Source organism: Stenotrophomonas sp. STEN021, from assembly GCF_056760175.1.
This window is the reverse complement of the sequence record NZ_JBRREH010000034.1, coordinates 26,751-45,752: the sequence shown is the minus strand read 5'-3', so window position 1 is coordinate 45,752 and position 19,002 is coordinate 26,751. Positions and strand designations below refer to the sequence as shown.

The 19,002-nt window shown below is 60.7% G+C and carries 16 protein-coding genes; 14 read left to right on the top strand and 2 right to left on the bottom strand.

What is annotated here, in order from left to right; translation table 11 throughout:
- The first annotated feature begins 170 nt into the window (after positions 1–170).
- Positions 171–2,747: a M14 family zinc carboxypeptidase gene (locus tag ACVOL0_RS09530; RefSeq protein WP_481548878.1), complete on the top strand. Its 2,577-nt coding sequence runs from the start codon at positions 171–173 to the stop codon at positions 2,745–2,747.
- 524 nt (positions 2,748–3,271) lie between these two features.
- Here ACVOL0_RS09530 and ACVOL0_RS09525 read toward each other — a convergent pair.
- Positions 3,272–4,675, bottom strand: coding sequence for a DEAD/DEAH box helicase (locus ACVOL0_RS09525; RefSeq protein ID WP_282266803.1), 1,404 nt, complete (start codon positions 4,673–4,675; stop codon positions 3,272–3,274).
- A gap of 15 nt (positions 4,676–4,690) precedes the next feature.
- Here ACVOL0_RS09525 and ACVOL0_RS09520 point away from each other — a divergent pair, with 15 nt between their 5' ends.
- The 3 genes from ACVOL0_RS09520 (at position 4,691) to maiA (ending at position 6,783) form a co-directional block, all read left to right on the top strand.
- Positions 4,691–4,984, top strand: coding sequence for a hypothetical protein (locus tag ACVOL0_RS09520; protein ID WP_282266806.1), 294 nt, complete (start codon positions 4,691–4,693; stop codon positions 4,982–4,984).
- 64 nt (positions 4,985–5,048) lie between these two features.
- Positions 5,049–6,038: a fumarylacetoacetate hydrolase family protein gene (locus ACVOL0_RS09515; protein WP_481548877.1), complete on the top strand. Its 990-nt coding sequence runs from the start codon at positions 5,049–5,051 to the stop codon at positions 6,036–6,038.
- 88 nt (positions 6,039–6,126) lie between these two features.
- Entirely contained in the window at positions 6,127–6,783 is a 657-nt protein-coding gene (gene maiA, locus ACVOL0_RS09510) for a maleylacetoacetate isomerase (RefSeq protein ID WP_481548876.1), read from the top strand.
- 219 nt (positions 6,784–7,002) lie between these two features.
- Here maiA and ACVOL0_RS09505 read toward each other — a convergent pair whose 3' ends face one another.
- Positions 7,003–8,133 carry a PilT/PilU family type 4a pilus ATPase gene (locus ACVOL0_RS09505; RefSeq protein WP_481548875.1) on the bottom strand — a complete coding sequence of 377 codons (1,131 nt, stop codon included), beginning with the start codon at positions 8,131–8,133 and terminating at the stop codon, positions 7,003–7,005.
- A 97-nt stretch (positions 8,134–8,230) separates the two neighbouring features.
- On the opposite strand from ACVOL0_RS09505, the gene ACVOL0_RS09500 reads away from it, so the two are divergent.
- The 10 genes from ACVOL0_RS09500 (at position 8,231) to ACVOL0_RS09455 (ending at position 19,002) form a co-directional block, all read left to right on the top strand.
- A complete protein-coding gene (locus tag ACVOL0_RS09500; protein ID WP_481508021.1) occupies positions 8,231–8,617 on the top strand; it encodes a DUF4398 domain-containing protein in 387 nt (128 codons plus the stop codon).
- Positions 8,617–9,498, top strand: a complete 882-nt coding sequence (locus ACVOL0_RS09495; protein WP_481548874.1) for an OmpA family protein — start codon at positions 8,617–8,619, stop codon at positions 9,496–9,498. Before ACVOL0_RS09500 ends, ACVOL0_RS09495 begins: the two co-directional genes overlap by 1 nt.
- 329 nt (positions 9,499–9,827) lie before the next feature.
- Positions 9,828–10,046: an HP1242/YdcH family protein gene (locus tag ACVOL0_RS09490; RefSeq protein WP_481508019.1), complete on the top strand. Its 219-nt coding sequence runs from the start codon at positions 9,828–9,830 to the stop codon at positions 10,044–10,046.
- Between the two features lie 180 nt (positions 10,047–10,226).
- On the top strand, positions 10,227–11,597 hold the full coding sequence (locus ACVOL0_RS09485) for a pyridoxal-phosphate dependent enzyme (RefSeq protein ID WP_481548873.1): 1,371 nt from the start codon (positions 10,227–10,229) through the stop codon (positions 11,595–11,597).
- A gap of 84 nt (positions 11,598–11,681) precedes the next feature.
- Positions 11,682–12,866, top strand: coding sequence for a cystathionine gamma-synthase (locus ACVOL0_RS09480; RefSeq protein WP_481548872.1), 1,185 nt, complete (start codon positions 11,682–11,684; stop codon positions 12,864–12,866).
- A gap of 10 nt (positions 12,867–12,876) precedes the next feature.
- Positions 12,877–13,692 carry an ABC transporter permease gene (locus ACVOL0_RS09475; protein WP_481548871.1) on the top strand — a complete coding sequence of 272 codons (816 nt, stop codon included), beginning with the start codon at positions 12,877–12,879 and terminating at the stop codon, positions 13,690–13,692.
- Positions 13,682–15,076, top strand: coding sequence for an ABC transporter ATP-binding protein (locus ACVOL0_RS09470; RefSeq protein ID WP_481548870.1), 1,395 nt, complete (start codon positions 13,682–13,684; stop codon positions 15,074–15,076). Before ACVOL0_RS09475 ends, ACVOL0_RS09470 begins: the two co-directional genes overlap by 11 nt.
- Before the next feature lie 26 nt (positions 15,077–15,102).
- The gene (locus tag ACVOL0_RS09465; RefSeq protein ID WP_481548869.1) at positions 15,103–16,524 is read left to right on the top strand and encodes a hypothetical protein; all 1,422 of its coding nucleotides are present in this window, start codon (positions 15,103–15,105) and stop codon (positions 16,522–16,524) included.
- Positions 16,521–17,843, top strand: a complete 1,323-nt coding sequence (locus ACVOL0_RS09460) for a rhamnosyltransferase WsaF family glycosyltransferase (protein ID WP_481548868.1) — start codon at positions 16,521–16,523, stop codon at positions 17,841–17,843. The genes ACVOL0_RS09465 and ACVOL0_RS09460 overlap by 4 nt, the downstream gene beginning before the upstream one ends.
- Positions 17,830–19,002, top strand: coding sequence for a glycosyltransferase (locus ACVOL0_RS09455; protein WP_481548867.1), 1,173 nt, complete (start codon positions 17,830–17,832; stop codon positions 19,000–19,002). The genes ACVOL0_RS09460 and ACVOL0_RS09455 overlap by 14 nt, the downstream gene beginning before the upstream one ends.

The window sequence follows — 19,002 nt, the reverse complement described above, 5'->3', positions numbered from 1 at the left end:
TCGCCCCGCCCTCGCTGCGCCGGGGCCCCCGCCCGCTGCCCCCCTCGCCCGCCCCGGGGGCCCCCCGCCGCTCCCCCCCCCCCCCCCCCCCCCCCCCCCCCCCCCACTACAGGTCGTGCTGACAGCAAATATTCGCAACAACGTTCATGCAATAGGGGAGTGCTACACCCATGTCGTTCTGCTTTTCACGTCTGCTGCCAGTGCTGTTGCTGGCAACACTTGTCAGCCTGTCACCGGCTTATGCCCAGAACAGCTACTACTTCCCCACCGCACAGCAATTCGATGCGAAGGTGCCTTCACCGCAGCAGTTCCTCGGCTACGAAATCGGCAGTCGATACACCAGGCATGATCAGCTGGTGGCCTACTTCAACGAACTGGCGCGGGTATCGGACAAGGTCAAGGTCGAAGTCATCGGTCAAAGTTACGAGCAGCGCCCGCTGCTGTTGATGACCATCACTTCGGCACGCAACCACGCGCGCAGCGCCGAGATCGCCGCACAACGGCAGGCGCTGATCGATCCCGCACAGCCCTTGCCCGGCGCCGATGCACCGGCAGTGGCCTGGCTGGGTTACAGCGTGCACGGCAATGAAACCTCCAGCGGTGAAGCTGCGATGCTCACCGCTTACTACCTGGCCGCCAACCAGGATGCGGAAACCGCGCGCTGGCTGGATCAGGCTGTTGTGGTGATCGATCCTGCACAGAACCCGGATGGACGCGACCGTGCCGCCAACTGGCATAACGCATGGGGTTCGCGTCCGCCATCTGCTGATCCGGCCGACAAGGAGCACGTCGAGCCGTTCCCGAGTGGTCGCGTCAATCACTACTTCACCGATCTCAACCGCGATTGGCTGGCGTTGGCGCAGACCGACAGCTGGCCGAAGGTCGCGCAGTTCCATCGCTGGTATCCGAATATCCAGATCGACTTCCATGAGATGGGCAAGGACAGCACGTATTACTTCGAGCCGTCACCAAAGAGCATGGAAAGCCCGCTGCTGCCCAAGTCTTCGTACGAGGCGAACAAGTGGCTGGCACGTTTCCATGCCAAGGCCCTGGATGATCTTGGCTCGCTGTATTACACCGGCGAGAACTTCGACAACTTCTCGCCGATCTATGGTTCGACCTATCCGGATTTCCACGGTGCGGTAGGTGTGACAGTGGAGCAGGCAAGTTCGCGTGGCCTGGTACAGGAATCGGTGAATGGCCCGCTGCATTTCAACTTCACCGTCCGCAACCAGGTAGCTACCGGCCTGGCCAGCGTGCGTGGTGTGGTGGAAGACCGTGATCGCCTGTTCGCGCTGCAGAAGGAGTTTTTTCGCAGCGCCTTGAAGCAGGCGGCCGCCTATCCGGTGCACGACTGGGTGTTTGGTGATGCTGCTGATGCCACGCTGACCCGCAAGCTGCTGGCGGTACTGTTGCAGCATCGCATCGAGGTGCATGCGCTGGCGCGCGATGTGGACGTGGATGGCAAACGCTTCCAGGCCGGTTCGGCATACGTGGTGCCGGCACGGCAGCCGCAGTTCCGCCTCGCACATTCGATCTTCGAGTTCACGCCGGCGGTGAAGGGGGATGTGTTCTACAGCGGCACTTCGTATGCCGTGGCGCCTGCTTACGGCCTTCGCTATGCGGGCAGTCGTGGTGCCTTGCCGAGCGGCGCGACGGTGGACGCCGTGCCTGCGGCGCAAGGTGGAATCAGCGGCGGCCGTGCCGGCTTCGCCTATGTGGCCGATGCACGTGACTTTGGCAGCTTCCGCCTGCTGGGCGGGCTGCTGCGCGACAACGTGCGTGTGCGCACCGCGCACCAGCCGTTCACTGCCGCTACTGCGAACGGTGATGTGGCCTTCGGTCATGGTGCGGTGGTGATTCCGGTTGCGGGCCAGACCCTGGACGCCGAATCGTTGCAGGCCAAGGTGCTGGCGCGTGCGCAGGAAGCCGGTGTCACGGTTTACGCCTTGGCCAGTGGCCGTGCTGCCAGCGGCATCGATCTGGGCAGCGACAATGTGCGGGTATTGCGCACGCCGAGCATCGCCCTGCTGATGGGCGAGGGCGTGTCCGCGACCGAGATTGGTTCAACCTGGTTCTCGCTGGATACCTCGCTGGGCTTGCCGTCGACCAAGCTTGATCCTGTGCAGCTGGCGAGCGTTGATCTGGCGCGCTATACGTCGATCGTGCTGTCGGGTGGTACCTATGCCAACGTCAGTGATGCCGGTGTGGCTGCGCTGAAGCGTTGGATTGCCGCCGGTGGTTCGCTGGTGGTGTATGGCAGCGGCGCGCGCTGGGCGATCGACAAGGGTCTTGCCGAAGCCAAGCTGCGCGAAGGCGACAAGAAGGATGAGGCTGAGCGGTTGGATTTCGGTACGGTGCGTGATGTGTTCGCGCTGGGTCGGGTCAGCGGCAACATCCTGAGCGCTGATATCGATCCGACCCATCCGCTGGGCTTTGGTGTGCAGCAGCGTCGCATCTGGGTCAACAAGGAAGGCGGGCTGGTATTCGAGCCGGTGAAGAATGCCTTCCTCAATGTGGTGAACATTGACCGCGCGCCGGTGGTGAATGGCTATCTGTCCGATGCCAATCGTGCGCCGGTCTCGGGTTCGAGCTATCTGCAGGTGGTGCCGACCGGGAGTGGCAATGTGGTGTTGTTTGCCGATGATCCGGCGCATCGCAAGTATTGGCATGGCACCGAGCGGTTGTTGCTCAATGCCTTGCTGCAGGCGAACCACCTGAGTACCCCGCGTCAGCGCGGGGAGTAAGGCTTTGGCCCCTCTCCCGCATGCGGGAGAGGGGTTGGGGTGAGGGGGCGGTGCGTAGCACCGTGCTGTCCTGCTTTGTCTATGCATGCAGCGGGTATCGCAAAAGCGAAAAGCTGCCCTCATCCGCCCCTGCGGGGCACCTTCTCCCGTAAACGGGAGAAGGGATAAGCCAAAGCCAGGGCCAAAGCCAGGGCCACAAAGCCAGGGCCACAAAGCCAGGGCCACAAAGCCAAGGCCGAAGCCAAGGCCGAAGCCAAAGCCGAAGCCAAAGCCAAAGCCAAAGCCAAAGCGTCTGGTCACCGCCGGTCGGGGCAAGCGCGGTGCCTGATTCTCGCCGTGGCAATGACGAGCCCTCCCTTCTCCCGCATGCGGGAGAAGGTGCCCCGCAGGGGCGGATGAGGGGCGCTGTTGCCACTGATTTGACCGTCGTACAAAACAAAAACTCAACACCCATAAACCAGAAAGGCCTACTCAAGGGGGCGGCCTTTCTTTGCAACTCATCTCATCCCAACAAGACGTTGGAATCAGGCGCTGGTACGGCTCTGGCCACGGCCGCCACCACCACCACGACGCTGACCACCACCCGGGTGCGCATCACGACGCTGCTGGCCATTGCCGGCATTGCGCTGGCCGCCCGGCTTCTGCGGCTGGCCGCCACGGCCGCCGCGCGGTGCATCGCCGGTCGGGCGACGTGCCGCATGGCCGCCGTTGCCGCGACGCGGTGCCTTGTGGCCGCCCGGATGCTCAGCCTTGCCCGGTGCGCTGTTGCCCCAGCGAATCGGGGTGTGCGGCTCAAAGCCCGGCACGTCACGGATGTCCATGTCGCGGTCGAGCAGACGCACGATCTGGCGCAGCAGCTTGGCTTCGTCCTGGGCAACCAGCGACACAGCCTCACCGGTCGAACCGTTACGGCCGGTACGGCCGATACGGTGCACGTAGTCTTCCGGCACCATCGGCAGGTCGTAGTTGATGACCTTCGGCAGCTCGTTGATGTCGATGCCGCGGGCAGCGATATCGGTGGCCACCAGCACGGTCACGCGGCCGGCCTTGAAGTCAGCCAGTGCGCGCAGGCGCTGGCCCTGGCTCTTGTTGCCGTGGATTGCCGCGGTCTTGATGCCGGACTTCTCCAGGAAATCCGCCAGCTTGTCGCAGCCGTGCTTGGTGCGGCCGAACACCAGCGTCTGCACGCGGGAATCCTTGGCCAGCAGGTGCAGCAGCAGTTCACGCTTGCGCGCGCCATCCACCGGGTGCACGCGGTGGGTGATGGTCTCGGCAACGGTGTTCTTCGGCGTGACCTGGATCTGCTCCGGGTTGTGCATGAACTCCAACGCCAGCTGCTTGATGCTGTCTTCGAAGGTGGCCGAGAACAGCAGGGTCTGGCGATTCTGGCGCGGCAGCTTGGCCAGGATGCGCTTGATCGAGGGCAGGAAGCCCATGTCGAGCATGCGGTCGGCTTCGTCCAGCACCAGGATCTCGACGCCCGACAGGTCGACGCTGCGACGCTCCAGGTGGTCGATCAGGCGGCCCGGGCAGGCGACCAGCAGGTCGACGCCACGGCGCAGCATGTCCAGCTGGTTGCCCATGCCGACGCCACCGTAGATGCAGGCGCTGGGGATGCGCAGGTACTTGCTGTAGCCACGCAGGCTGTCATGCACCTGGGTGGCCAGTTCGCGGGTCGGTGCCAGCACCAGGGCGCGCGGACGGCGCGGGCCATTGCCCACGCTCTGTGGCGAGGTTGCCAGGTGCTGCAGCAGCGGCAGGCCGAACGCGGCGGTCTTGCCGGTACCGGTCTGGGCGCCGGCCAGCAGGTCGCGGCCGTCCAGCGCAAGCGGAATGGCCTGCTCCTGGATCGGGGTCGGGTTTTCGTAGCCCTGCTCGGCGAGCGCGCGCAGCAGGAAGGGCGCAAGGCCCAGGTTTTCAAACGACATGGAGTACTCCGAAACTTGAAGAACGCGCGCCCGCAGGGGCTTGCGTTGCTGATCATTGAAGACCAGCTGATCTCGGAGCGTTCCCGTAAACCGCGCTGCAAGATCTGGGATGCAACCAACGCGGTGCGCTGGCTGGAATGCGTGACGATAGGCGTCGGAGTGGGGGCGGGCGGGCGGATGGGCCAGATGGCCGCTGATCCTGCACCGCCGGCGATCCCTGAGGGAAACGGACGGCCGCTGGCAGACCGCGCTAGTCTAAGGGAATGTTTCGGCTGGCACAAAAACGCCCGTTCAGCATTCGACTGGTGAGGCTGGTGGTAGCTGGCTTATTCATTACAATTGAAACTTATTTCTCCGCAGACTGGACACTCCCATGAAGCTTGGTTCCCTGAAGGATGGCGGCCGCGACGGCACTCTGATCGTGGTTTCGCGTGACCTGACCCGTGCGGTACGGGCCGCTGGCATTGCCGCCACCCTGCAGCAGGCGCTGGAAGACTGGTCCAATCTGGCGCCGCGCCTGAACGCGCTGTCCGAGCAGCTCAATGCCGGCACCGTTGAAGGTGAGTTCGCCGTGGACATGCAGGCGCTGGCAGCGCCGCTGCCGCGGGCCTACGAGTTTGTCGATGGCAGTGCCTACCTGCCGCACGTGGCGCGGGTGCGCAAGGCGCGCGGCGCCGAAGTGCCGGAAAGCTTCTACACCGATCCGTTGATGTACCAGGCCACCAGTGCCGGCTTCTATGGCCCGCGCGATTCGGTGAAGGTGATCAGCGAGGACTACGGCATCGATCTGGAAGCCGAGATCGTGGTCATCACCGATGACGTGCCGATGGCTGTGACGCCGGAGCAGGCTGCTGGTCACATCCAGCTGATCGGCCTGGTCAATGACGTCAGCCTGCGCAACCTGATCCCGGGTGAGCTGGCCAAGGGCTTCGGCTTCCTGCAGTCCAAGCCGCGCTCGGCGCTGAGCCCGGTGTTCGTGACCCCGGACGAGCTGGGCGCTGCCTGGCAGGACAGCAAGCTGCACCTGCCGCTGGTGACCCACATCAACGGCAAGTGGTTCGGTGCGCCGGAAGCCGGCGTGGACATGCAGTTCAACTTCGCCCAACTGGTGGCGCACGCGGCCAAGACCCGTCCGCTGTCGGCAGGTGCCATTGTCGGCTCGGGCACCATCGCCAACGAAGACACCGCACTGGGCGCCTCGTGCTTTGCCGAACAACGCACCGTCGAAACCCTGCGCGACGGTAAGCCGTCAACGCCGTTCATGAGTTTTGGTGACGTGGTGCACATCGAGATGCTGGACCGTGACGGTGTCAGCATTTTTGGTGCGATTGAGCAGCGCATCGAGCAGGCTTCGCGTCCCTGATAAAGCAGTTGGCGCGTTGACTGTGCTGGTGGTGAAGGAATCCTCACCGCCAGCCGTTATTGTGGTGGCACGTGAGGGGGAATCTGACATGGAAGCAGGGCTGACGCTCTATAGTTATTGGCGCTCGAGTGCCGCTTATCGCGTGCGTATCGGCTTGAACCTGAAGGGTCTGGAGTACGCGCTCACGCCGGTACATCTGGTGCGCGACGGTGGTCAGCAGCATGCGCCGGATTACGCTGCGTTGAACCCGCAGGAGCTGGTGCCGACGCTGCGTCATGGCGAGCGTGTACTGACCCAGTCGATGGCCATCCTTGAGTACTTGGACGAGGTGTTCCCCGAGCCGGCCCTGTTGCCGGCGGACGCGGGTGGCCGCGCGCGCGTACGCGCACTGGCGCAGCAGGTGGCCTGCGACATCCATCCCTTGAACAACCTGCGGGTGATGCAGTTCTTTGACCGCGAATGGAACGTGCCGCAGCCCGAGCGCGATGAGTGGACGCTGCATTGGATGCGGGTTGGCTTCGCCTCGTTGGAAACCATGTTGGCGAGCTCGTTCGACACCGGCCGCTATTGCCATGGCGCTGAGCCTGGCTTGGCCGACTGCTGCCTGGTGCCGCAGCTGTACAACGCACGTCGCTTCAATCTGGATCTGAGCCCGTATCCGACCCTGCAGCGGATTGAAGCAGCCTGCCTGATGCTGCCGGCATTTGATGCAGCCCGCCCCGAAAACCAGATCGACGCGGTTTAGCCCGACTGGATGGTTGTGGGAGCGGCGTCAGCCGCGAAGCCACTGATGGTGCCGTACTCCAACTTCGCCGGCATCAGGTGATCTGCTGCTTTGGATGGATTGTCAGCTTCGCGGCTGACGCCGCTCCCACAAAAGCCACAACAATCCGGGCCAGCTCGCGGCGGTAGCACCCCAAACAAAAAGCCCCGCAATGCGGGGCTTTTTGCGCGAACCGTCAGTTCAGAATCCGTGCGTAATCGCTGCCGGTGCCGACACCGCAAAGTCCGCATACGGATCATGCTCGCCGCTGCTGCCTTCGGAGAGGCGGAACTTCAGCGCCAGGCCATCGCGCGAGTCAGCTGCGCGCAGCGCTTCCTCCTGCTCGATGATGCCGTCCTTGGCCATCCGGAACAGGCACTGGTCAAAGCTCTGCATGCCTTCTTCCAGCGACTCTTCCATTGCCTGCTTGATGGTGTGGACTTCGCCACGGCGCAGCAGGTCGCGGATCATCGGCGTGTTGAGCAACACTTCCGTGGCCGGGCGACGACGGCCGTCCTTGCCCTTGACCAGGCGCTGCGATACCACCGCACGCAGGTTCAGCGACAAGTTCATCAAGACGTTCTTGTGCGCGCTTTCCGGGAAGAAGTTGAGAATGCGCTCGATGGTCTGGTCGGCGTTGTTGGAGTGCAGCGTGGCCAGGCATAGATGCCCGGTTTCGGCGAAGGCGATGGCCGCTTCCATGGTCTCGGCGTCCAGGATCTCGCCGATCAGGATCACATCCGGCGCCTCACGCATCGCGTTCTTCAGCGCGTTGTGGAAGGCGTGGGTATCCAGGCCGACCTCGCGCTGATTGACGATGGACTGCTTGTGCTTGTGCAGGAACTCGATCGGGTCCTCGATGGTGAGGATGTGCCCGGTCGAGGTGCTGTTGCGGTGGTCGATCATCGAGGCCAGCGAGGTCGACTTGCCCGAGCCGGTCGAGCCGACCACCAGCACCAGCCCACGCGGGGTCATGATCACGTCCTTCAGCACCTGCGGAAGGTTGAGCTCCTCGATGCTGGGGATGCGGCTCTTGATCGCACGGATGACCATGCCCACTTCGCCGCGCTGCTTGAACACGTTGACGCGGAAACGCCCGGCGTCGGCCAGGGCGATGGCCATATTGAGCTCCAGGTCGCGCTCGAACTGCGGTACCTGGCCTTCGTCCATCAGCGAATAGGCGATTTTCTTGACCATCCCCGGTGGCAGGCCGGTATTGCCCAGCGGGTACAACTTGCCTTCAATCTTGATGTAAACCGGCGCTCCGGTAGTCAAAAACATGTCCGAAGCATTCTTTTCGGTCATCAGCTTCAAGAAATAGCCGATATCCATGCGAAATTTTCCCCAACAAACGGCGGCGTGCCGTTGCAAGCACGCCTCTGGCTTGACCACAATGGCCGCGCTCAGTCACCCAAGCCACGGCTCCCCAATGAAATCTAGCTTCGCACAATTAAGACGATTCCTGTGTGCTACCGCCTGCACATTCGTGCTATGCGGCAGCGCATTGGCGCAGGATCCGGGCGCAATGGAATTGCTTGCCGCACAACAGGCAGTCGAGAAAGCCGATCGCGCCGACGCCGATCAGTACGCGCCGGACACGATGGCCATGGCCCGCCAGCAGCTGGGTCAGGCTCAGCAGGCTGCCAGCGACCGCCGCCTGCGCAAGCAGGCGCCGATCCTGGCGCTACGTGCTGCCGCCGATGCCGATCTGGCCCGGGCACAGAGCGAGGAAGCGGTCGCGCAGGCCCAGTTGGCCCAGCGCAAGGCCGAGGTTGCACAGCTGCAACGCCAGTTGGCGACAGGGGAGGGACGTTGATGCGGATCAGGAATCTGGTGGTTGTCGGCCTGTTGGCTGTGCCCTTGTTGGCGCTGGCGGCGGAAGACCCGGCGGTGGGTGCGCTGAATCACCGGCTGATGGTGCTGCAGGCCGATATGGCCACGGCCGATGTGGCCTCGTTCGAGAAGCTGCAGGCCCAGCAAGCCATCGCGGCGCTGGCCAAGGCCAAGCGCAAGGAACTGGACGATGCCCGTTATCTGGCTGAGCGCCGCGTCGCGATTGCCGAGGCGGCCAGCCGCGCGGCGCTGGCGCGACGTGAGGTCGGCGAGTTGGAGCGTACCCGCAGTGAACTGCTGATCGAGGCCAGCCGCCGCGATGCCGCCCGTGCCCGTCAGGAAGCGGAGCAGTTGCGGGTACAGACCCAGATCCAGGCCGAAGAGGCCGAGCGCCTGCGCCTGGCTGCCGAGGCCGAGACGCTGGCCCGTCAGGATGCGGAAACCGCGCTGACCAGCGTTGCCGGTCGCCAGCAGCAGCGTTTGAGCGCGGCCCAGCAGAACGCGGCCAAGCTGGCCCGCGAAGAAGCCGAGCTGGTCTCTGGGCAGAAGTTGCCGGCCTCCAAGTTCGATGGTCGGGGGGAGGTCTACACCTTCAGCGGCGATGCCTTTGCGGCAGGTCAGGCGGCGCTGTCCGGCGGCGCCCGCAACCAGACCAAAGCGCTGGCCGAATACCTGAACATCGGCAAGAAGGGACGGGTGGTGATCGAGGCCTATGACAGCGCCAACGGCGTTGGTCAGCGGCGCGCACAGGCACTCAAGGACGCACTGGTGGCGGGCGGTGTGGCAGCCAGCCGGATCCAGGTGACGGGCAAGAAAGCGGCCTCCACCCGGGCCCGTTCGGCGGAAGTCATAATCGCGCCGTGACAAACTTAAATGGCTGAAGTTGTTAGGTTTTTGTCATTCGTTCGGGGCTGAATGCGGCGTGGTTTGAATATTCAGTAAACGATTCCGTAGAGGCCTTGCCGGAACCTTTTTGCAGGCGTAGGGTCAATTGTCCGGGCGGCACTATCGTCGTCCGGACAACGGAGGGCCGAGCCGGTGCAAGCGTGGCGCGAACCAGTAACCGAAAGCTCCTGGCAGGTTGGCCGGAGGACGGTTGGTGGTGCTGCGGTGGGCGGGCCCGGCTTTCCAATCCAGCAACGCCCCGTGCCGTCAGGCCGGGGCGTTCTTGTTTCTGTATGAAGGAGGTAGTCATGTTCGAAGGGCAGCCGCAGAGTGAAATCGACGCATTGGCCAAGGCCAACCCGGAGTTCAAGCAGCTCTACCAACAGCATAAGAAGCTGAACAAGAAATGCATGGACGCGGAGCTGGGTGTACTCCCGATCGACGGGGTCACCTTGGGACAGATGAAACGGGAAAAACTGCTGGCCAAGCAGAAGCTCCTGCGGATTTACGAAAACAGCATCAACTGATCCTTCCCCACGCTTGACCGTTTATGTCGCGGACGGTGGCGGCCTCCTCGTCGGCCGTCATTGTCCGCGTCACTTGGCAGCGTGGTTGTGATGCCTGAAGGCGTGATTACCTGACTTTCGGGCACAACCATCGGATAATCATCGGTCCGGCCGCTGTGCGGCGCGATCTGAACCAAACCGATGCCCATCCATTCCTCCATCCTCGAACTCATTGGCAATACGCCCATCATCAAGGCCCAGCGCCTGGATGTCGGCGTGTGCGAGCTGTATCTCAAGATGGAGAGCGCAAACCCGGGCGGGTCGATCAAGGACCGTATTGGCCTGTCGATGATCGAAGCGGCCGAAAAGCGCGGCGATCTCAAGCCCGGTGCGACGCTGGTGGAAGGCACGGCCGGTAATACCGGCCTGGGTCTGGCGCTGGTGGCGCAGCAGAAGGGCTACCAGCTGATCCTGGTGGTGCCGGACAAGATGAGCCGGGAGAAGATCTTCAACCTCAAGGCCATGGGCGCCGAAGTGGTGCTGACCCGCTCGGACGTGGCCAAGGGCCACCCGGAGTATTACCAGGACCTGGCCAAGACCGTCGCTGACCGTACCCCGGGCGCCTACTTCATCAACCAGTTCGGCAACCCGGACAACCCGGCCGCGCATGAATTCGGCACCGGCCCGGAGATCATCGAGCAGATGGGCGGCGATCTGGACGCCATCGTGTTCGGTTGCGGCAGCTCCGGCACCATGACCGGCCTGTCGCGCGCCTTCGCCAAGCTCTCACCGAAGACCGAGCTGGTGCTGGCCGATCCGGTCGGCTCGATCCTGGCCGAATACATCAACGACGGCACGCTGAACGAAAAGTCCGGCAGCTGGCTGGTGGAAGGCATTGGCGAGGATTTCCTGCCGGACATCGCCGATTTCAGTCGGGTCAAGAAGGCGTACGCCATCAGTGATGCGGAGAGCTTCCACACCGCGCGTGAGCTGCTGGGCAAGGAGGGCATTCTCGGTGGCTCGTCCACCGGCACCCTGCTGGCCGCGGCGCTGAAGTACTGCCATGAGCAGACCACGCCGAAGAAGGTGCTGGTGCTGGTGCCGGATACCGGCAACAAGTACCTGTCCAAGATGTACAACGACTACTGGATGCTGGACAACGGTTTCCTGGAGCGCCCGCAGTTCGGCGATCTGCGCGACCTGATCCTGCGCCCGTACAGCCAGCGCGACACCGTGGTGGTGGGCCCGAAGGATCTGCTGACCACCGCCTACCAGCGCATGAAGCTGTACGACGTGTCGCAGCTGCCGGTAATGGATGGCAGTCAACTGGTCGGCATCATCGATGAGAGCGACGTACTGCTGCACGTGTACGGCGACGAAGCCCGCTTCCGCGACCCGGTCTCGGTGGCGATGGTCAGCAAGCTCGACCGTTTGGACGTCAAGTCGCCGATCGAGGCGCTGCTGCCGGTATTTGACCGCGGCCAGGTGGCAATCATCACCGATGGTGACGTATTCCTCGGTTTGATCACCCGTATCGACCTGTTGAACTACCTGCGTCGCCGGGTTCAGTAAACCCGACCGGCCCCCTTGCAAGAGGGGGCAACGGTAGATTCAGACAGCACTGATAGAATTTCGCCCCTTTAGCTGGAAGCCATCATGACGGATCAGCATTCACGCAGCCAGGAGGGCGAGCGCGCCTTGTCGCTTGCCACCTTGGCCATCCACGGCGGGCAGTCGCCTGACCCCAGCACCGGCGCAGTAATGCCGCCGATCTATGCGACCTCTACCTATGCCCAGTCCAGCCCGGGCGAGCATCAGGGTTTTGAGTACTCGCGTACCCACAATCCAACCCGCTTCGCTTACGAGCGCTGCGTGGCCTCGCTGGAAGGTGGCACGCGTGGGTTCGCCTTCGCCTCGGGCATGGCGGCCAGCTCCACCGTGATCGAGCTGCTGGACGCCGGCAGCCACGTGGTGGCGATGGATGACATTTACGGCGGCAGCTTCCGCTTGTTCGAACGTGTGCGCCGTCGCACCGCTGCGCTGGATTTCAGCTTCGTCGATCTGACCGATCTGGCCGCGTTCGAAGCGGCGATCACGCCGAAGACCAAGATGCTGTGGATTGAAACCCCGACCAATCCGATGTTGAAGATCGTCGACATCGCCGCGGTGGCTGCCATCGCCAAGCGTCACGGCCTGATCGTGGTGGTGGACAACACCTTCGCCTCGCCGATGCTGCAGCGTCCGCTGGAGCTGGGGGCGGACCTGGTGCTGCATTCGGCCACCAAGTACCTCAATGGCCACTCCGACATGGTCGGCGGCATGGTGGTGGTCGGCGACAACGCCGAGCTCGCCGAGCAGATGGCTTTCCTGCAGAACTCCATTGGTGGCGTGCAGGGCCCGTTCGACAGCTTCCTTGCACTGCGTGGTCTGAAGACCTTGCCGCTGCGCATGAAGGCGCATTGCGCCAATGCGATGGAACTGGCCAAGTGGCTGGAAAACCACCCGGCAGTGGAAAAGGTGATTTACCCGGGCCTGGCCTCGCACCCACAGCACGAACTGGCGGGCAAGCAGATGGCCGGTTACGGCGGCATCGTTTCGATCGTGCTCAAGGGCGGCTTTGAAGCAGCCAAGCGTTTCTGCGAGAAGACTGAGCTGTTCACCCTGGCCGAGTCACTCGGCGGCGTGGAGAGTCTGGTCAACCACCCTGCTGTGATGACGCACGCCTCGATTCCGGTGGCTCGCCGCGAACAGCTGGGCATCAGTGATGCCTTGGTGAGGCTGAGTGTGGGGGTTGAGGATCTGCATGATTTGCAGGCGGACCTCACTGGCGCGTTGGGCTGATCGTAGACAAATGAACAATCAGAATAAAAAAATCGCCACGCCTTGGTCGGCGCTTACCACCCATCGGGCGCTTACCTTGGAAATGGCCAAACGCGATGTACTCGGGCGGTACCGTGGGGCAACCTTCGGTTTGATCTGGAGCTTGGCCAGCCCGATTGCGATGCTCGCGGTCTATACATTGGCTTTTGGCGAGATCATGAAATCCCGCTGGCCAGGCTCAAACTCCACGGCGGACTTCTCGCTCATCATCTTCATCGGCATCATTGCGCACGGTTTTCTATCCGAGTGCATGATCCGTGCACCGACGCTAATCATCTCGAACTCGAATTACGTCAAGAAGATCGTTTTTCCGCTGGAAATCTTGCCTTGGCAAATGGTGCTCTCTGCGTTGTTCCACGCGACGATGAATTTCGTGGTGTTCGCACTGTTCCATTTGGTCATGCATGGCAATCTGCAGTGGACCATGTTGTTGTTGCCGCTTGTGTTCCTGCCGCTGGTGATCATGGCCATCGGTATTGGTTGGTTGTTGTCAGCGCTGACGGTGTACATCCGTGATATCCAGCAAGTCGTCACGCCGCTTTCTACGGCGATGCTGTTCTTGTCTTCGGCTATCGTTCCTGTAGAGCTCGTGCCGGAAAAATTCCGTGTGCTGTTTCAGCTCAACCCGCTGACTCTGATCATCGACCAGGCGCGCAATGTTTGCCTGTGGGGCGTGGTGCCGGATTGGAGCGCGCTCGGGGTCTATACAATTGCTGCGTTGATCGTGGCACTCGTCGGTTTCGCCTGCTTCTCTGCCACCAGGGATGGTTTTGCTGATGTCCTCTGAAATTGCAATCCGCCTGTCCAACGTTGGCAAGGTATTCAAAGTGTATGCGCAGCCACACCATCGGTTGTTGCAAGGGGTGTCGCGCGGCCGCCAGTGGGGTAAGGAGTTCCGCGCGGTCAATAATGTCAGTGCCGACATCCATCGCGGCGAAACAGTAGGTGTTATTGGACGCAACGGATCTGGAAAGTCGACCCTGCTTCAGATGATCTGCGGCACATTGCGTTGCAGCGAAGGCAGCATAAGCATCAAGGGGCGTATCGCGGCGCTGTTGGAGCTGGGTGCCGGCTTCAATCCGGAATTCACTGGGCGCGAGAATGTATACCTCAATGGCTCTTTGATGGGCATGGCGCGACGGGAGATCGACGACAAATTCGAGAGCATCATCGCCTTCGCGGACATCGGTGGGCATATCGATCAGCCTGTCAAGACATACTCCAGTGGTATGTATATCCGTCTGGCATTCGCCGTGGCTATCAATACAACGCCTGACATTTTGGTGGTCGATGAGGCATTGTCGGTGGGCGACGAGGCCTTCCAGCGCAAGTGCTTTTCGCGTATTGAAGAGCTCAAGGCGCGGGGTTGCACGATATTGTTTGTCTCCCATTCCGCGTCGAGCATCATCGAACTGTGCGACCGGGCGCTCCTGCTCGAAGCCGGTGAGTTGCTGCTTGCATCCGATCCGAAGACTACGGTCGCGATGTATCAGCGCCTGATCTACTCGCCGGTGGAAAAGCGGGAGGAAGTCAGGGCGATGATTCAGGCGTTGTCTGCAGTGGCGCCCGGAGTCAAGGCAAAGGGCATTGGCGCGGATGAAACCCGTGTCGCGATGGCTGGTTCTATGCCGGCTGTGGTAGCAGCAACGGATTTGTCCGAGCGCTACGAGCCAGGTCTACAGTCGGAAAGCCAGGTCAGCTACGTCAGTCGGGGTGCACTGATATCGAACGTGCGAATCGAGAATCTGGCCGGCGAGAAGATCAACGTCCTCAAGCCCGGTGACGATTATGTCTATTGCTATGACGTCGACTTCCAACAAGATGCCACGCTGGTTCACTTCGGCATGATGATCAAGTCGACAACTGGCGTCGAGATCTTCGGCATGTCCTCGCACCCCGAGGGGGATGGGATCGAGGCCGTACTGGCGGGGGAGCGCTACCAAGTGCGCTTTCGTTTCAAGTCCCGATTTCTACCAGGAGCCTACTTCACCAATGCGGGCTGCAATGGTGTCCTGGAGGATGGTGAGAACGTCTTCATGCATCGAATCATGGATGCTGTGCAGTTTCGGATCCAAGATCGTTCCACCGACCGGCGCAAGGCGGGGTTCTACGATTTGGCTGAAGAGCCTGCCTGCAATCTTGTACGCATTCCCGAGAGCAATTTGGCCTGAAGACAATGAGCAAACAGGGAAATATCGTGAAGCAACGCAAGCATGCGACCCGGCGACGCGTAGTACTGGTGGTCGGACCGCCGCGTAGCGGTACCTCTGCAGCCTGCCAGGCATTGGCTGGCTTGGGTGTGCACTTTGGTGACCCTTCCCGTTTCGTCGATCCGGAGAAAAACACCCACAACCCGATTTTTTTCGAACTGCAGTCGCTCAACGATTTGAATGACGCACTGCTTGCCGCCGCGAGGGTGAATTTCGGTGACTTCGATTACTACCCGGAGCCAGGTGTACTGGCGCTGGGCGATGAGCATTGGCAGGCATTTGAGAGGCGTGCAGAGGCGCTGTTGGCCGAGGAGTTGCAGGGTCCGATCATTGGCCTGAAGGATCCGAGGTTTGTGTTCACGCTTCCGTTTTGGGAGCGGTTTTTCAAAGGTCGTGGATTCGATGTCTCATACGTATTTGTTGTGCGTGCCGCGCGTTCGATCGCGTTGTCCAACGCCAAGGTCAACAAATGTGGTGAGGCGCACAATGACCGTCTGGCTTGGTTGAGCCTGCATCTTTGTGCGGCCCAATTGGTGGGGCGTCGACCGGTTCTGTTGGATTTCGATCAACTGGTCTCAGATCCGGAAAAGGTTATTGCTGGTCTGGCCAAGTCGATGAAGCTCACTCGTGTCAAGGAGCATCGGCATGGCATCGACTCGGGTCTTAAGCACGAGACTGACGTAACGCATTTCAATGATGCCGACACTGGGGAGATGGCGAAGCAATATCTGGAACGTCGCGCGGAGATGGAGCGCACTGGTCTGCTGGAGTTGCTGGACCGACGACGTAACGAGGTTGCCGGCCTGTTGCTTTCGAATCGGGCACTCTCACAGGAGGTCGAGAATGCGAATGCCGCGGCCGGCTTGAGTGAACGTCGTTTTGATTCGACATTGGTCCCCTTGGTCGATGAACTACGTAATGGCTTTGACCGATTGGTCGGGGTGATAGCCAGCGCAGAGGACGAAAAGGTTTTCAGTCGCTCCATTGTCCAGCAGCGAATCAGGGACTTGGAAGAAGCCATTTTTTCCAAACAAGCGGAAATTGTCCGGATATCTGGGGAGAACCTGATACTGCAAGCAAGGCTCGATGGAGCGGCTGCGGGTTCTCAAGAGCTTCAAGAGCCTCAAGAGCTTCAAGGGCTTCAAGGGCTTCAAGGGCTTCAAGAGCCTCAAGAGCCTCAACAGCCTCAAGAGCCTCAACAGCCTCAACAGCCTCAACAGCCTCAACAGCCTCAAGAGCCTCAACAGCCTCAAGAGCCTCAACAGCCTGTTGAGGTTTCGCCGAAAGGGGATGCAAGTGATAATGGCAAGCTCTCGTTAGATCCCGAAGTGGGCGAGATGAAGGAAGTAGAGCCGGCGACAAGTGAACGCTTGCGGCATCCGGCTATTGACAGCAAGGAGAAAGAGTGAATCCGATCGAGAAGTTTGTCTGGTACCGTCGTCAGTACGGGTTGCGCGCGGCCGTGTTGCGCGTGGTGGAGAGGGTTAGCGGACGCACTGTACTGGTCAAACAGAGTCCGGTAGAGCAGTTCATGGTCCAGAAGACTGGGGAGCCTAGCGAGGTTGGGGCGTCAGCTGCTGCGGCGCGCCTTGTGAGCCAGAGGTTTGGGGGAGTATCGCCGTTGCCGGTCTATCAGGCGCCGGGGCCGAAGCTTCGCCTGAATCTTGTGACCGATAGCATCAACAGTGGCAGTTTGTTTGGTGGCGTAGGTACGTCGATCATCCTGGCGGCATTGTTGGCGAAGCGTACCGGTGCGGTGCTGCGCGTTATAACGCGCACACAGGAACCGTTTCAGCCAAGCTTCAAGGAGGTGCTTCGTTGCAACGGTGTTGAGTACAACGGCAATGTTGAATTTAGTTTCATAGATATAGCTGATCCCGATAGCCAGCTTGATGTCTGTCCCAACGATTACTTCCTGACCACTTCATGGTGGACGACAGCTTCAGTCCTGGGCAGCATCCCGCCTTCTCGCGTGATCTACCTGTTGCAGGAAGACGAGCGCATGTTCTATCCCTATGGTGATGACTGGGTCCGTTGTTCAGAAACAATTTCCCGCCAGGATATTGCGGTTGTCCTCAATACCAAATTGTTGCGTGACCACTTAGTAACGAGTGGGTTGCCGCACCTGGAGAATGGAGCGCTCTTCTTCGAGCCAGCCTTCCCGGCGGCAAAGGAAGGGGGGCGTAGGGTGCCTGTTGAAGGCGAGCGTTTCCGTCTGTTCTTCTATGCGCGTCCTAACAATCTGCGCAATCTCTTCTATCGAGGGATTGAGGTATTGGACGAAGCGGTACGCAGTGGGGTGCTCGATCCTGGAAAGTGGGAAATCATCCTTGTTGGCAAAGATGTTCCCGCACTTACCTTGGGGGGTGTGGAGCCAACGATCATGCCCACACTGGGCTGGTCGGATTATGGCAAGTTCGTGCGGACGATCGATTTGGGCTTCTGCCTGATGGCGACACCACACCCGAGCTATCCACCGCTCGACTTGGCGGCAGTCGGCGCTACCGTTGTCACCAATCGATTCGGTGTCAAACAGGACCTGAGCATGTACTCGCCGTCGATATTGACTGCCGAAGTGGACAAGGCATCCCTGGTGGCTGCGTTGCAGGAAGCTGTCGGCCGCATTGAGTGTGGCGACATCGCGGCTGGGAAGATCGGCCTTGCTGACTCCTGGGAAAAGGCGTTGTTCCAAGTGACTGAGGTATTGGCAGAAAATGTTCTACGTTAACGAGCCGCATAGCGATTACCGTGCGCCCTGGAAGCAGCGCTTCGATGAGCGTTTCCGGGCACTGTGTTCGCGTCGACGACGAGTGGCCTATTTCTACGAGGAGGCGGATACCAGTACCTTCCGCTACCGTGCGTACAATATGGCGTGTGCGCTCATGGACGGCACGCCTGACATCAGTGCTTCCTATTTCTTCAATTCGGATGCGGATCATTTCAATGAGATTGTCGACGCCGTCGACGTGATCGTCGTCTGTCGCATGCGCTACAACGCCAAGCTGGCTGGCCTGATCACGCGTGCGAAGTCGTTAGGCAAACGTGTGCTGTTTGATGTGGACGATCTGGTCTTCAACGTCGACTATGTCCAATTGATCCTGATGACGCTTGCGCAGGATCTCAAGCATCCGGGGGTATGGGACCACTGGTTCGCTTATATCTCGCGCATCGGCGCGGTGGCGCGTATGTGCGACAGCTCGATTACGACAAATAGTTATCTTGCCGCTCAGCTGCAGGCATTCACTGGTCGGCCGGCAGCAGTTGTGCCGAATTTCATGAATAAGGAGCAGTTGGGAATATCCGACCGCATCTACGCGGAGAAAGAAGCTTCCTCGTTCCGCCGCACAGACGACATCCATATTGGCTATTTCAGTGGAACTCCGACCCACAACCACGATTTCTCGATGGTTGGTTCGGCACTGGAGCGAATCATGACCGAGAACAGCAGAGTCAAACTGCTTGTGGTCGGTTTCTTGGACATATCAGGTCAGTTGGCGAGCGTAGCTGACCGGATTGAGGTCTATCCGTTGCACGACTTCATCAACCTGCAACGCGTGATGTCGTTGGTGGAGATCAATATTGTTCCTCTGCTGGACAATATGTTCACAAACTGCAAATCTGAGCTGAAGTATTTTGAGAGCGCTGCAGTCGGGACGCTCACTGTAGCAACGCCGATTCATAGCTACGCGTCTGCGATTGAAGACGGGAAGAATGGATTTTTGGCGAACAGCATCGATTGGTACAATGCAATCTCGCGAGCAATCGAAATGGTATCTGATGGGTATCCGCAGATGGCATCGCGAGCGAGGCAGCAGGCTGTCGATCATTACGCGTGGTTCAATCAAGTTGAAGCAATCCAACAAGCGGTTTTTTTAAATGGAGATTGA

Bases quoted from the DNA above. Each gene is read 5' to 3' on its own strand.
- ACVOL0_RS09530 (WP_481548878.1), top strand. From the start codon at position 171: ATGTCGTTCTGCTTTTCACGTCTGCTGCCAGTGCTGTTGCTGGCAACA.
- ACVOL0_RS09525 (WP_282266803.1), bottom strand. From the start codon at position 4,675: ATGTCGTTTGAAAACCTGGGCCTTGCGCCCTTCCTGCTGCGCGCGCTC.
- ACVOL0_RS09515 (WP_481548877.1), top strand. From the start codon at position 5,049: ATGAAGCTTGGTTCCCTGAAGGATGGCGGCCGCGACGGCACTCTGATC.
- maiA (WP_481548876.1), top strand. From the start codon at position 6,127: ATGGAAGCAGGGCTGACGCTCTATAGTTATTGGCGCTCGAGTGCCGCT.
- ACVOL0_RS09505 (WP_481548875.1), bottom strand. From the start codon at position 8,133: ATGGATATCGGCTATTTCTTGAAGCTGATGACCGAAAAGAATGCTTCG.
- ACVOL0_RS09500 (WP_481508021.1), top strand. From the start codon at position 8,231: ATGAAATCTAGCTTCGCACAATTAAGACGATTCCTGTGTGCTACCGCC.
- ACVOL0_RS09495 (WP_481548874.1), top strand. From the start codon at position 8,617: ATGCGGATCAGGAATCTGGTGGTTGTCGGCCTGTTGGCTGTGCCCTTG.
- ACVOL0_RS09490 (WP_481508019.1), top strand. From the start codon at position 9,828: ATGTTCGAAGGGCAGCCGCAGAGTGAAATCGACGCATTGGCCAAGGCC.
- ACVOL0_RS09485 (WP_481548873.1), top strand. From the start codon at position 10,227: ATGCCCATCCATTCCTCCATCCTCGAACTCATTGGCAATACGCCCATC.
- ACVOL0_RS09480 (WP_481548872.1), top strand. From the start codon at position 11,682: ATGACGGATCAGCATTCACGCAGCCAGGAGGGCGAGCGCGCCTTGTCG.
- ACVOL0_RS09475 (WP_481548871.1), top strand. From the start codon at position 12,877: ATGAACAATCAGAATAAAAAAATCGCCACGCCTTGGTCGGCGCTTACC.
- ACVOL0_RS09470 (WP_481548870.1), top strand. From the start codon at position 13,682: ATGTCCTCTGAAATTGCAATCCGCCTGTCCAACGTTGGCAAGGTATTC.
- ACVOL0_RS09455 (WP_481548867.1), top strand. From the start codon at position 17,830: ATGTTCTACGTTAACGAGCCGCATAGCGATTACCGTGCGCCCTGGAAG.